Below are 13621 nucleotides of genomic sequence, written 5' to 3'. Positions count from 1 at the left end.
AAAGTTAAAATTTTTCTTAAATCCCTCTTATAAAATACTTATATTGACTCGTTAATTATTGGAAAGAGAGTACCCTTCCTCTCCTACTCACTCAGTTCAGCTAGGGTGTCCAAATGTTGGTTATTAATGACGGCCATAATATAGGTATCTGCCTGCAAGAGGTCATTAGGTCCGAATTGGACATCCAGAGGAGCATTTTCGTAGGCACGAAAGCCAAGTACGTTGAGGTTGTATCGCCCACGCAAATCCAACTGACTGAGACTTTTACCTACCCATGATTGGGGGATTTTCATCTCGACAATCGATACATTCTTGTCCAGCTGAAAGACGTCTACACTGTTATGAAAGAGGATGGTCTGCGCCAATGAGCGCCCCATTTCAAACTCTGGTGAGATGACTGCGTCTGCCCCGATTTTTTCTAGAACCTTTTTAGCTGTATGACTTTTGACCTTGGCAATAACGGTCGGTACTCCTAGACTCTTGCAGTGCATAACCGCTAGAACACTGGACTCCAAATTTTCACCCGTTGCGACAACTACGGTATCGCAGGTGTCAATCCCCGCTGATAGAAGGAGTTCTTCATCCGTGATATCTCCAACTACTCCACGCGCCAGCACAGGTTCAAATTGATTAATGCGTTCCTCGTGGTCATCAATAGCGATGATATTCATGCCATGCTTGGCTAGGGCAGCCAAAACACTGCTCCCAAAAATTCCCAAGCCTAAAATTCCAATTGTCCGATCTGACATCGTTCTTCCTTTCTTATCCGATAGTGATATCTGCTTTCATATAGTGAATCGTATCTTTCTTGTCTGGCTGGTATTCCGCTACACTGACCAGTAGTGTCAAGGGACCAATACGGCCGATAAACATCAACAACATAACGATGCTGAGGGCTATCTTGCCTAGCTCCGGTGTTAAATTCGCCGTCACCCCAACTGTCGCAAGAGCTGAAATGGTCTCAAACATGAGGTAAATAAAACGCGGATTTCCCTCTGCTGTTATCCCTAGTAGGATCAAGCCCAGCAAGAATGTTAGCAAGAAGATAATAAAGACACTGAAAGACTTTTGCACGGTTCGGGGTTCAATAGTCCTCCGAGCCACATTGGCATGAGGCAAGCCCAATAGTTCGCTACGGGCAAAGACCAACAAAACAAAGAAGGTCGTAATCTTGAGCCCCCCTGCTGTCCCTCCAGGTGCCCCACCCAGAAACATCTGCAAGATGTAGATCAGTAAGGTAACTGGTCGAGTCTGTGTGTAGTCAATGGAAGCAAAACCTGCCGTTCTCATGCTGACGGTCTGGAAAAAGCTAACCAGCAGTTTTTCTGGGAAACTAAGATTTCCAATCGTCCCAGGATTATTCCACTCAATTAAGAGAGTCGATACTGTTCCAAAGAGCAGAATTCCCGCAGTTAGAAGGAGAACCAACTTAGTATGAAAGCGAAGGCGTCGTTTTTTCTTTTTCCCAATCTGGGTCGCTAGGTCAAACCAGACCATAAATCCTAGACCACCCGTGATAATCAAACCAGCAATCACTAGATTGATCAAGGGGTCCGTTTGAAAGGCTACCAAACTCGTACTTCCAAAATTATCAAATCCAGCATTACAGAAAGCTGAAACAGCCAAAAAGATAGAGGTTAGAATCCCTCGCCCCCAGCCAAATTCAGGAATGAAGCGGAAACTCAAGAGAAAGGCTCCGAGCCCTTCCACCAGAAAAGTCGTCAGAAAGATTGAGCGGATGAAGTCCTTTAGAGACTGGGTTTCTCCATAACTGAAACTTTCTTGAATAGTCTCACGACCACGAAGACTGAGCTTTTGCTTGCCTTGGATATAAAAGATTCCAATAAAGGTCATAAGCCCCAATCCACCGATCTGGATCAAGAGCATGCAAATCAACTGGCCCCAGATATTGTAAGTAGAGGCCACTGGCTGGGTAAAGAGCCCTGTCACACAGACCATAGACACAGTCGTAAAGAGATGGTCAAAGTAGGTCGCTTGTGACGTCCCTGCTTGCACAAAGGGGAGGCTTAAAAGGAGCGAACCTAAGAAGATCACTAGGGCAAAACTTAAAAAGATGCGACGGGCTGGTGATAACCGAGCCAGAGTCATATTTATTTTTTCCAAAAAAGATTTGATTAACATAGCTACATTCTACCATAAAAACAGTCAGAACACTCACATGTGGTACACAATGGCAAGACAGAGTTCGAGTGCCTTATCAAAAGCTTCTGCGCCCCAGTCACGACTGTCGTAGTTATCTAGATCTGCTAAGGAATCTGCGGTAAAGAGCAACTCTCCCCAGACAACCCCACGTAGCTGAGACACTGCCGCAAGAGCAGAGCACTCCATCTCCACAACAGCACAGCCTTCCTCCTTGCGATAGGCAACCTTTTCAGCCGTCTCTCGGTAAAAACCATCTGTCGTCCAGGTCATAACTTCCTCATAAGGAATACCTCTTTGTTCCAAGACTTGCTCAATGGCAGAGACAGCCTCAATCTGCATCTCCATATAACGAGAAGGCGCTGCATAGTGGTAGCTGGTACCCTCATCTCGCAAAGCGCGAACAGGGACGAGAAAGGCATTTTCCTCTATATCGGCTAGGACACCACAGGTTCCAGTGGAGATGATTTGCTCCACACCATAACCAATCAACCAATCCATAAACTGGGCCGCTGGGGCAGAACCCACGGGCGCCTGGGCCAGACAAATCTCCTCGCCCTTGTAGTTGACGACATAGACTGGATAAGTCTTGGTGGCAGAAACGAACTCACCAACACAATCCGCCCCTACTTCTTGAGCATAGTGGTCAATCTCCTCCTCCAAAAATGCATAGATACACTTCTTTGGCAACTTTAAGTCTAAACCCTCGTGATTGGGCATAAGGACCGCTTGGGGGTTGTCATCAAACTCTAAAATGGGAATCGCATGCTTCTGAATCATAGCCCACCTCCTCTAATTTTGTACTATTGTATCAAAAGCTGACGGAGTGTCAAGGAGTTGGCTTTACATTTCCTCTAGTAACAACACAAAAATCTCCCTTCTCTTTCAAGAAAGGAGAATTTTGCTTATCCTTGTCCGCCAGGGGCTGGACCGCCCCCTTGAGGACCTCCATTTGGTCCACCGCCTTCAGGCATAGAGTTGACAATTTCCGTTTGTTTTTCACCGTTGAGATAGATGTCACCACCTGTGTAGGTCGCTGTTCCATCAAAGTCAAAACCTGTTTGACCAATCATTTTAATGGTTCCGCCTGTGACAGTGATATTTCCATTTGAGTCGATTGGGTCTGTGTCCCCTTGACCAACTTCTACTGTCAGGTTCCCGCCATTCATGGTGAAGAAGATTTCACTCTGTTGGGCATTTTTATTAGCTGCATTAACTCCATCATCTGTTGAGTAGATGCTAATGTCCCCTCCGTTGATAGTGATGGATTTTCCTTCAAGTCCTTCTGTCGAACTCTTGACGGTGTAGGTCCCACTATCGATGACGAGGTCTCCAGAAGCGTGGATGCCATCATCCCCTGCTGTAACGGTGATGTTGTTGTTAAATAGGTACATGGTTCCGACTGAAGTATCTTCATCATTATCCACCTTGACTCCATCTTCTTTGGCATCGATGGTCATGGTCGTACCAGTGATGTTTAGTTCATCATTGACATTAAAGGCATCACCAACTGCTGTAATGTTATAGGTTCCACCCGTGATGTGGAGGGTGTCGTTGGCCTTGATACCATTGTTTTTCTTGCCATCTACATTGAGAGTTCCTTTCCCGTTGATGGTCAAATCCACCTTAGAAAAGAGAGCTGCGTCTGCTTTTTCGTCGCTGTTAGAGCTTGAGTCAGAGAGACTGTTGGTGGTTCCCTCTGCTAGAGTTAAGTAGACATGGCCAGCTGATATCGCAGATATCGCTGCATTGGTATTGGTCATGGTCGCACCTTTTAGGACTAGATGAACATCTGCCGATTTATCTGCCTCGATCTTGATCTGCACTCCGTCAGACTGACCTGAAATTGCATAGGTTCCAGATTTTGTGATGGTCACTGTTGAGCTAGAGACTGTCATGCCATCTCCAGAGACGTTTGCTGATGAGCCAGATAGCTCAATCTTAGAAGCTGTGCTTTCATCATAAGAAGTATCATAGTCCTTCTCTGTAAAATAGGAAGATTGGTTTGTCTTTGTTGAAGTTGTCGTTGCATTGGTATTGGATGTAGTTGTTGACTGGGCACATGCTGCCATCAGCACCATTGCCGTTAAACTCGTTGCGAGTAGGGTCCATTTTTTTGATTTCATACCTTTTTCTTCTCCTTCGTATGATATAGCTAGACAGTCTACAGAAGATTTCTGAAATAAAACTAAAAATTTTCTGAAAGTTTCCTTAAATTTAGTTTGGATTAGATTTTGCCTAGTAATTTTTTAGAAAGGACTGCTAAAAACAATTTTTGAACGCTAGGCTACCTTTAATAGGTTTTTAAGACCAACACCCCCAGTGCGATGTCTCCTTGGCCAAGAAAGCTAGAAAGAAGAAAAATTTATAAGACAAATTTATAAGACTAAAGTTCATAAAAAGAACAGCACCAGCTGTTCTTTTTAGTTTTCTTTTACTGGGATTTCCTTGATAACACGCGCAGGATTCCCACCTAGGACAACATTGTCTCCAAAGGACTTGGTGATCACGGCCCCCGCTCCTGCAACGACGTTATTTCCTAGTGTCACTCCAGGAAGGACAATAACGCCACCTCCAGCCCAGAAATTGTCTCCAATGGTGATGGGCTTGCCGTATTCGACCCCTGAATTGCGTTCATGCGGATCCAGTGGATGGAGTGGGGTTAAAAACTGACAGTTGGGACCAATCATGGCGTTGTTCCCGATGCGAATCGGACAAACATCCAGCATGGTCAAGTTCCAATTAGAATAAAAATTTTCCCCTAGATGGATATTGACCCCATAATCGACCACCAGGCGTGGATTGGCATAGAGATTTTGCCCAGTTGAGCCAAACCAAGTCTTGATAATATCCGCTCCCTTCAAGGGATCTTCTTCTCGGTTAAAGGCAGCCTGTTTTTGGCGAGAAGCCTGAGCCAAGGCCCGTAATTCAAGATCCGACGGACGGTAAGGCTCCCCTGCTATCATTTTCTGGTATTCACTGGTCATCTTATCACCTCATACTTACTTTGGACCCATCATATCAAAAAGCCTTTGAAAGGTCAAGAATAGCCTGCTTTCTAAACTCTCAAAACCAAGCCCTCTCCCAAGTCAAAACAACTTGCTTGACAAAAGCTTGACTTCATGGTTTAATATACCCCATAAGGGTATATTTGGAGGTGCCTATGTTTCACTTATTTACAAAAATTGACAGTATTTCCACCAGCGAGTTAGAAGCTAAACTCAGAGAACCGATTCAGCTACTGGATGTTCGGACGCCTACGGAATTCCGTAGAGGTCATATCAAAAATGCCAAGAATATCCCTCTAACTGAAATTGGTTCCTATACACCTGCAACAAAAGAAACACTTTATGTCATTTGTCATTCAGGTGTACGAAGCAAACTAGCCGCTAAAAAGCTAAAGAAAAAAGGCTATGATGTTATCAATGTTCGAGGCGGTATGAGTGCTTGGACAGGTAAGGTCATCTAGAAGCATAAAGGAGAAAGTCAATGAAAATTATCATTGTCGGAGGAGTTGCAGGCGGTATGTCAGCAGCAACCCGTCTCAGACGTCTCATGGAAGACGCTGAAATCACTATTTTTGAGAAAGGTCCCTTTGTTTCCTTTGCAAACTGCGGCCTTCCTTACTATGTTTCAGGAGAAATTGCAAACCGTGATAGTTTATTAGTCCAAACTCCTGAAAGTCTCAAGGCACGCTTTAATCTCGATGTGCGACCATTTCACGAGGTCATCAGCATTTCCCCAGAAAAGCACACTGTGACGGTGCGACACGATGGACAGGAATTCACAGAAAGCTATGACAAGCTGATCCTCTCTCCAGGAGCTAAACCATTTGTTCCTACCATTGAAGGCTTGGCAGAAGCTAAGAATGCCTACACGCTTCGCAATGTTCCTGACCTCGATGAAATTATGGCAGCCTTGGACAATCATCCAAAAGAAGCTGTCGTTATCGGTGCAGGCTTTATCGGGCTTGAAATGGCTGAAAACCTGGCGAAACGTGGATTGCAAGTCACCATCGTGGAGAAAGCACGCCATGTCTTGCCACCATTAGATCAGGAAATGGCAGCCTTTGTCCAAGCAGAATTGGTCAAAAACGGCGTTCGCGTTATCACTTCTCAGTCTGCGACTCGATTTGAAGAGCAAGGAAAAATCATCGTTCTCGAAAACGGTCAAAAGATCTCTTCTGACCTCACCATCCTTTCTGTCGGTGTTGAACCTGAAAACAGACTGGCAAAAGCTGCGGGGATTGAACTGGGACTTCGTGGTGGGATTCTGGTCGATGAACATTATGAAACCAGTCAAAAAGATATTTTTGCAGTTGGGGACGCTATCGTTGTCAAGCAAGAGATTACTGGCCAAGACGCCCTCATCTCTCTAGCTTCTCCTGCCAATCGCCAAGGACGCCAAGTGGCGGACGTCATCGCAGGACTCGGCCGTACTAACAAGGGCAGTATCGGCACTGCGATCGTTCGTGCCTTTGATATGACAGCTGCTTCGACTGGTCTCAGCGAGCGTATCCTTCGCATGAATCAATTTCCTTACAAGGCGCTTCATGTCAGTGGGAAAGACCACGCTGGTTATTATCCAGGCGCTACTGATATGGCCTTGAAGCTCCTCTTTGACCCAACCACTGGAAAAATCTATGGTGCCCAAGGAGTTGGGAAGAAAGGTGTTGACAAGCGCATCGACATCCTGTCAACAGCCATCAAGGGAAACCTCACCGTCTTTGACTTACCAGAGTTAGAGTTTACCTATGCCCCGCCATTTGGCTCTGCCAAGGATCCCGTCAATATGCTGGGCTACGCAGCCTTGAACCTTATCGAAGGTCTCAGCGACAATATTCAATGGTACCAGCTCGAAGACGAACTGGCTAAGGGAAAGAAATTCCTAGATGTACGGACAAGTGGCGAATTCCAGAGTGGTCGATTCAAAGTCGATACCATCCACATCCCCCTAAACGAACTACGGGAACGCTTGGACGAACTGGACAAGAACCAAGCCTACATCGTTAGCTGCCACAGTGGTTTGCGCAGCTATATCGCAGAGCGTATCCTCAAACAAGCAGGATTTACCGCCCAAAACCTTGACGGCGCTTATTCACTATACAAAATGGCTAACCCAGAAGGAGTAGAATATGGTAACTAATATCAGCATGGCTGACTTTTATGAAAAATATCAAAATGAAAAACTAGATCTTATCGATGTACGTGAAGTACATGAATTCCAAGCAGGACATGCACCAGGTGCCAAAAATCTTCCGTTAAGTACCTTAGAGCAAGGCTACAAAGAACTCAAACCCGACCATGAATACCATGTCATCTGCCAAGGAGGAGTGCGTTCTGCCTCTGCCTGTCAATTCCTCAGCGCCCAAGGTCTCACCGTTACCAATGTAGAAGGTGGTATGAATGCTTGGCCTGGTCAAGTAGAATAAGCAAAAAACCGATTAAGTTTCTTAATCGGTTTTTTCGTTTTTACAACTCAATGATATGGAACTCGTAACCAATCGCTTCTAGGAATTTGAGTATATCTGTCGTGTCCAAAAAAAGGTTTTTCTCGTTGGTATTGGGGTGGAAACTCATCCGTTTTTCCGACATGATTTCTTTGTCGAAATAAACTTGAATGTCCTTGTCAGTATTGTTCAGCAAGCCAAATGGAGAAACAACACCTGCTGGTAACATCATTTTTTCAAACAAGCTCTCAGAGGAAGCCATACGGATTCTATTGGCTCCTACCAAGTCTTTCAAGAGGTCCATATCCAAACGTTTCTTATCATCCATAATCACGAGATAATAGGCTGTTTTCTTTTTGTTGGTTAGAAACATGGTCTTGGTACGGACACCTTCGATTCCTTCGATAAAACTGTCGGCTTGCTCTGTTGTCAAGGCTGGCTCGTGCTCCACGATTTCAAAAGGAATATCTAGCCCATTTAGCATTTCTACTACTTTTTTGTATGCTTCCATTTGCTGGCCTCCTTTAACTTGTCTTGCTACCTTTAATTATACCACAAAAATGGGTTTTCTTCCAATTTGTATCCAAGCATCTCTAGATTTCTTTCATTTTCATACAAGTTATCTTAGACGGAACTCCAACTGTTAGGATGGGCATGATTTCCAGCCAGCAAGCATATCTTTTCTTTCCACCGCATAGCCACAAGGTATATCCGCGACTTGTCCGATAGATGCGTCTAGTTTAAATGCTTCAGCTAGGGAAATGAGGCGTGCATCCTCCTTGTGAACGTTCTAGCAATTACATATTTTTTGCATAGTCAAAACGCTGATTGATTGTGTGACTCAAGGTGACTAATTTTTCCAGAATATCCCTCTTGCAGATAAATAGCACATAACTATCACTATTAATATCCATACAAGCAAGACAGAGATCGTGTCCAGCCCATCTTTCGTCCAAAATTTTACACCAAGTAGGGATGTCATCACCCTCGTCGAACCAATTCTCCTCCAAATCAAGAGTTTGTTTAGCTGCCAAAGGCGTTAATTGGTACAGAAATTCGTCCTTATCTGTCTTCCAGTCTAACTCAATGACTGCATCCACAGCAAGTAGTTCATCAGCAATAGCAAGCCATTTTATCATAGCTTCATTGACTTCTTCTCCTATGCCCCGCTCATCATATCTCTCTGCATACTGCTTGAAATAGGCTTTCGGTGATTCAAAACAGGAGGTCAAACGAGATCGTGCCTCACTATCATCTGTTAGCAATTGGGTTATTTCCTGATAGATTGCGATATTTTTCTGCTCATCTGTCCGCATATCTAGTACAATTTCCCAGTCTTCTAGCTCTGATGTGACTCTATTCTCCAAATATGCCCGAAGCATGTCTTGAGTTTCTTTCTTGCTCAGCCCATTTTTTTCGTAGATTACATTCTCATTGATCCGTTCAGCATCGGCAACACTGATCTCAAAATGAAAACCGTCCGAATCTTCATCCTGACAAACCTGTACAAAATCCAATACAAGCTGACTCCCCTTTAGTTTAACTGGTTGCTGAGGTATTAAAGTGAGAAAATCCCTACCACCATCTTGGACGGCTGCCAGTTGCTGCCATACTTCCTCAAATCCAAAGCCATTTTGTTCCTTCTCACCATCATCTAGCACCCAATCCGCAAAGATTCTTCCTGAAATGCTCGAAAAATCTGCTCTCTCGTCTCCTGCTAGAACAGGCTGATCACTTGTAACAGAGGCCATCACTTTGACTACCTTTTCAGACTCTTTTTGAATCCAAATTTGTCTAAAGAAATGGGCAACAACGCTAGGAAAAATCAAGACAGGCAGACAAATAAGAGTACCTACGAGTGCGAGACCCCTATATCGATTTTTTGTGGGACTCCCTTCTGATAGCTGATTTAGAAAGTCCGCTACTTGATTGAACAGTTCGCCCCCAGTAATCCAGAATAGGAACAAGCATTCCACACCAAGTAGGCCAAGCCAGATAAGTGCCATTCGTTTCGCTGCCTGACTACAGATCTCCATTTTAGTTTGTATAGGAATAGCTTCTGCCTCAGGAACACTCTGAAACCATTTTTCTGCTCGTTCTTCTTTTGTCATCTTTCCCACCTGTGATCTACTTTCTTATCTTGTTCTATCACATAGAGAACTACTATTTTCGTTTGATTAGGTACTGAACAGCCTTTTCTAAGCGTTCTTTTTGAGCCTCAGGGTCGTCTAGGGGTTGGTTGATGCAGGCTGTGAGATTCTCGGTAATGATCATCTCAATCACACGCTCCACACTCGAACGAACCGCTGTCAACTGAGTAATGATATCTGCACAATCACGCTCTTCTTCTATCATTTTTTGGATACCACGTAACTGGCCTTCTGAGCGTTTAAGCCGTGTAATATACTTTGAGTTTGTCATTGATTTATCCTTGGTCACTTTTTCTTCATTATATCTCTAATGGACTTCTTTGTCAAAGTTCTCGTTCCCTCTTTATCTATAGAATCTTACCCTGCTATCGCTTTCATGATATAATAGAATGACAAATACTATTAGAATCTATGCTCGTAGCAATACGAGCCATTCTTAGAATGGACCAACCTATGAACTCTATCTACGGCACTTGCGAAGCCTACTTACCCACTATCTTGCAGACCTTTGTCCAAGATATAGAAAAAGCTACTACAAACTTCAAAGAGGAAAAATCTTTGTCAGCTACAAAAAACAGGTGATTACCTTTACAGTTTGGCTATAATGGTTTCACTCTTTATCATTCCATAAAAAGCGAACAAGTCTCTATTCTAAAAACAGAATACGAGCTTGTCCGCCTTTTTCTATGTCTCTAAAATAAATGACGTATTTTCCTCGTCTCATCGTGCCAAGCGAATGCGTGTCACAATCCCGTCTGGGTCTACAAGATCCACTTCACTCGAATGTAACCACTTGATCGGAGCTTCTAGCTCTTGTGCTTGCTTAACGATGTTCAAGAGTTCTTCCTTGCTTTCGACCTCAAGGGCGTAGTAGGCCAAGCCTGGCAAGCCTTGCTCACGCGGAGCCAGACCTTTTCCAGCCCATTCGTTGACAGCCAGGTGGTGATGGTACTGACCTGCCGCTATCCAACTAGCACTAGGAATACTAAATTTATCTTCCAGCCCCAACACCTTTTGATAAAACTGACTTGCCGCGTGGCTATCCTTAACCGATAGATGGATATGTCCCATTCTCGTCCCTTCGGCTAGGAAAAAGGGCTCTGCCTTTTCCCCCAACTCATAGATGTCCTGTGCCGCAAGAGCCTCGGTCACACCAATAATACGACCATCTTCTCGAATATCCCATGAAGAAACTGGCTTATCACGGTAAAGTTCAATGCCATTTCCTTCCAAATCCTCTAGATAAATAGCCTCGCTGTATCCATGATCTGCACCCCCAACCAGAGGAATCCGCAAGTCACTTAGGTGCTTCAAGACATCTGCCAAGGCTTTTCGTGTTGGCAACAAAATCGCCAGATGGTAGAGCCCATAATGCTCCCTTACTTCCCCAGCTTTTTCTGTCGCAATCAAGTGGACCAAGGCTTTTTTACCAAGTCCCAAAATCGCTTCTATCTCTGTTTGAGATAAAATCTCCAAGCCAATAATCTGGTGATAAAAAGCCGTTTGACTCGTCAAATCCTTGACATTTAAAACCGCCTCTGCTAGGTAAATGTGGCTTTGGTATGCATAAGTCATAGGGTGTCTCCTTTTTGTTGTAACTTTATAAATTACATCAATTATACACTATTGAGATAAAATGTCAACGAAGACAACTCAAAAGAGCTGGAAACCAGCTCTTCTTTTTATTTTACAACAAGCTCGTAGCGAGTTTTGCTAGTGAAAGTTTCCCCTGCTTTGAGAATGACCTGGTCTTTGAGGTCACTGTGAATGGCATCTGGTAAAGCTTGCGCTTCAAGGGCAATCCCATTGTGCTGTACCATTGGTTGGCCTCCGATGAGCACACTCTCATCCACAAAGTTTGCTGTGTAGACCACAAAGCAAGGGGCCTCTGTCTTGAAAAGTAGGAAGCGACCTGAGTTTTGGTCATAAAGGAAACCAGCATTGTCATGACCGGCGGGAAGAGCAAATGGGTGATCCAAACCAGATACCAACTGGATTTGCTCATCTTCCTCTGCAAAGATGTCCTTCAACAAAGCACCATTGTAGATATGTTTAACCACATCACGAGTAGCGTCTGGAGTCTTAGCTGGGACACCGTCGGGAGCGATTGGGTAAATGCCCTCTGTGTTTAGTTGGAATACATGACGGTCAACCGTCTGCGTGAAATCACCAGACAAGTTAAAATAGCTGTGGTTGGTTGGATTGACAAGCGTATCCTGATCTGTCGTCACCTTATAGCTGACTTCGTAGGCACCAGTTTCTTCCAAGTGATAGCTGATCCAGATCTTGAGGTTACCAGGGAACCCTCCTGTCCCGTCTGTACGCTCTGTGTAGAGGGTCAAGCCATGGTCGCTCACCTCGACCAATTCAAACAAGCTCGAATCCCAACCTGTTGAACCACTGTGGTTACAGTTGCTAGCATTGTTGACTTCAAGGTCATAGGTCTTGCCATTGAGCTCAAATGTCGCACCTGCAATACGGCCCGCTACAGGACCTATACTTGCTCCATGCTTGGGACTATTCCCTACATAGCTATCAAAATCATCAAAGCTCAAAATCACATTGGCAAAATTTCCAGCCTTATCAGGTGTGACATAGCGCAAAATGGTCGCACCATAAGTCATAACTTCAAGCTGGTAACCACCATCAGTCTCAAAGCGATAGGCCAAGACATCCTTGCTCTCATGATTTCCAAATACACGCTCTGTGTATGCTTTCATTCTTCTCTCCTTTGATCCATTTCTCTTAAGTAAACAAACCATAGAGAGTGTATGCACCATCTATGGTTGTAGTTCCTATTTTCAGAATCCTTTGTCAGAAAACCTTAAGTATCTTCTTAACAAAAAGGGATTATTCTATTCTTGTTTTATGCTTCTACACGTTCTTTCCATGAAGTTGCTGTTGTTTGAAGAACCTTGTTGAGTTCGTCAATGTTCTCAAATCCAGTTGTACGCAACCATTCACGAGCTGCTGCCTCACCGTCTTTGATGTAAGCTTCAACTGATCCAGCCCAAGTTGCACGTCCGCAAAGAACACCGTTGAAGTTTGCGCCTGATTCGTGGGCAAAGACAAGTGTTTCTTGGAAGAGTTTGGCTGACACACCTGCACTCAAGTAGATATATGGCAAGTTAGTTGCTTCATCTTGTGCTTTGAAGAAGGCTGCTGCTTCTTCGCGTGTATGCACGATTTCACCATCGCCAAATCCTTCAACATATTTCACATTGACTGGAACTTCTACTTTCAAGACATCGATGTTAAAGCGTGGGTCTGAGAAGACCTTCATAGCACCGATAACCTTGTGTGGCTTCACTTTTGCGTATTCTGCTGAACCTGCATCAGCGATTTTTTCATCGTAAGCGAGGATTTCAAGGAAAAACGGAATGTCTTCTGCCACACACTCAGAACCGATGCGTTCGATGTAAGCTTGTTTTTGTTGGTTGAGTTCGTCAGAGCTATCTACGTCATAGTAAAGCAAGAACTTGACAGCATCTGCACCTTGTTCCTTGATGCGTTTGGCAGACCAAACATCCAAGCAGTCAGGCAAGCGTTTGGTGCTAGTTGTGTCGTAGCCAGTTTTCTCATAAGCAAGGAGAAGACCAGCATTGGCATCAAGCGCTTTTGTAGCTGGAAGACCATATTCAGGGTCAAGGAGCATAGATGATGCGTATTTTGTCAATTCATCTGCAACCAAGACTTTGAGTTCTTCCATTTGAGCCACTGTTGGCTCTTCCGTTTGGTATTGAGCCATGAGGCGTTTCAAAGCGCCACGTTGGTCAAAAGCAAGAGCTGAGATAATGCCGTTCTCGTCAGAGAGTTTTTGCAAGCAAGCTACTTTATTAGGACTTAATTGTAATTTACTCAT

Annotated in this window: 14 protein-coding genes; 3 read left to right on the top strand and 11 right to left on the bottom strand. The window is 44.3% G+C overall.

The genetic code is table 11. From position 1 onward, the window contains the following. Window positions 1–83 precede the first annotated feature (83 nt). The 5 genes from HF881_RS08195 to HF881_RS08175 all read right to left on the bottom strand — a co-directional run bounded on the left by HF881_RS08195 (window position 84) and on the right by HF881_RS08175 (window position 5147). Complete coding sequence (locus HF881_RS08195; RefSeq protein WP_169447090.1) at window positions 84–749, bottom strand: TrkA family potassium uptake protein; 666 nt, start codon at window positions 747–749, stop codon at window positions 84–86. 13 nt (window positions 750–762) lie between these two features. Further along, window positions 763–2142 (bottom strand): potassium transporter TrkG, encoded by a 1380-nt coding sequence (locus HF881_RS08190; protein ID WP_169447089.1) that lies wholly within the window; start codon window positions 2140–2142, stop codon window positions 763–765. A 33-nt stretch (window positions 2143–2175) separates the two neighbouring features. Next, window positions 2176–2940, bottom strand: coding sequence for a nucleoside phosphorylase (locus tag HF881_RS08185; RefSeq protein WP_169447088.1), 765 nt, complete (start codon window positions 2938–2940; stop codon window positions 2176–2178). 125 nt (window positions 2941–3065) lie between these two features. Continuing rightward, window positions 3066–4286 (bottom strand): carbohydrate-binding domain-containing protein, encoded by a 1221-nt coding sequence (locus tag HF881_RS08180; protein ID WP_169447087.1) that lies wholly within the window; start codon window positions 4284–4286, stop codon window positions 3066–3068. 297 nt (window positions 4287–4583) lie between these two features. Beyond that, window positions 4584–5147 (bottom strand): sugar O-acetyltransferase, encoded by a 564-nt coding sequence (locus HF881_RS08175; protein ID WP_169447086.1) that lies wholly within the window; start codon window positions 5145–5147, stop codon window positions 4584–4586. Window positions 5148–5323: 176 nt separating this feature from the next. Between HF881_RS08175 and HF881_RS08170 the strand changes: the two genes are divergently transcribed. From HF881_RS08170 to HF881_RS08160, 3 genes are read left to right on the top strand one after another with little or no spacing between them, the layout of a single operon-like run. Further along, on the top strand, window positions 5324–5629 hold the full coding sequence (locus tag HF881_RS08170) for a rhodanese-like domain-containing protein (RefSeq protein ID WP_169447085.1): 306 nt from the start codon (window positions 5324–5326) through the stop codon (window positions 5627–5629). A 20-nt stretch (window positions 5630–5649) separates the two neighbouring features. Beyond that, window positions 5650–7305 carry an FAD-dependent oxidoreductase gene (locus HF881_RS08165; protein WP_169447084.1) on the top strand — a complete coding sequence of 552 codons (1656 nt, stop codon included), beginning with the start codon at window positions 5650–5652 and terminating at the stop codon, window positions 7303–7305. After that, window positions 7295–7591, top strand: a complete 297-nt coding sequence (locus HF881_RS08160) for a rhodanese-like domain-containing protein (protein ID WP_169447083.1) — start codon at window positions 7295–7297, stop codon at window positions 7589–7591. Before HF881_RS08165 ends, HF881_RS08160 begins: the two co-directional genes overlap by 11 nt. Before the next feature lie 40 nt (window positions 7592–7631). Here the strand turns inward: HF881_RS08160 and HF881_RS08155 are convergent, their stop codons facing one another. The 6 genes from HF881_RS08155 to lacD form a co-directional block, all read right to left on the bottom strand. Beyond that, window positions 7632–8120, bottom strand: a complete 489-nt coding sequence (locus tag HF881_RS08155) for a prolyl-tRNA synthetase associated domain-containing protein (protein WP_169447082.1) — start codon at window positions 8118–8120, stop codon at window positions 7632–7634. A gap of 286 nt (window positions 8121–8406) precedes the next feature. Next, window positions 8407–9720: a DUF6630 family protein gene (locus HF881_RS08150; RefSeq protein ID WP_169447081.1), complete on the bottom strand. Its 1314-nt coding sequence runs from the start codon at window positions 9718–9720 to the stop codon at window positions 8407–8409. Window positions 9721–9772: 52 nt separating this feature from the next. Next, window positions 9773–10030: a metal-sensitive transcriptional regulator gene (locus HF881_RS08145; protein ID WP_000185163.1), complete on the bottom strand. Its 258-nt coding sequence runs from the start codon at window positions 10028–10030 to the stop codon at window positions 9773–9775. 449 nt (window positions 10031–10479) lie between these two features. Further along, window positions 10480–11334 (bottom strand): VOC family protein, encoded by an 855-nt coding sequence (locus HF881_RS08140; RefSeq protein ID WP_169447080.1) that lies wholly within the window; start codon window positions 11332–11334, stop codon window positions 10480–10482. 107 nt (window positions 11335–11441) lie between these two features. Next, complete coding sequence (locus tag HF881_RS08135; RefSeq protein WP_169447079.1) at window positions 11442–12479, bottom strand: aldose epimerase family protein; 1038 nt, start codon at window positions 12477–12479, stop codon at window positions 11442–11444. A 146-nt stretch (window positions 12480–12625) separates the two neighbouring features. Continuing rightward, entirely contained in the window at window positions 12626–13621 is a 996-nt protein-coding gene (gene lacD / locus HF881_RS08130) for a tagatose-bisphosphate aldolase (RefSeq protein WP_049519184.1), read from the bottom strand.

The organism is Streptococcus sp. WB01_FAA12 (genome assembly GCF_012843315.1).
GTDB lineage: Bacteria > Bacillota > Bacilli > Lactobacillales > Streptococcaceae > Streptococcus.
Note: the sequence above shows the minus strand (reverse complement) of the source record. Positions and strands in the feature narration are given on the sequence as shown.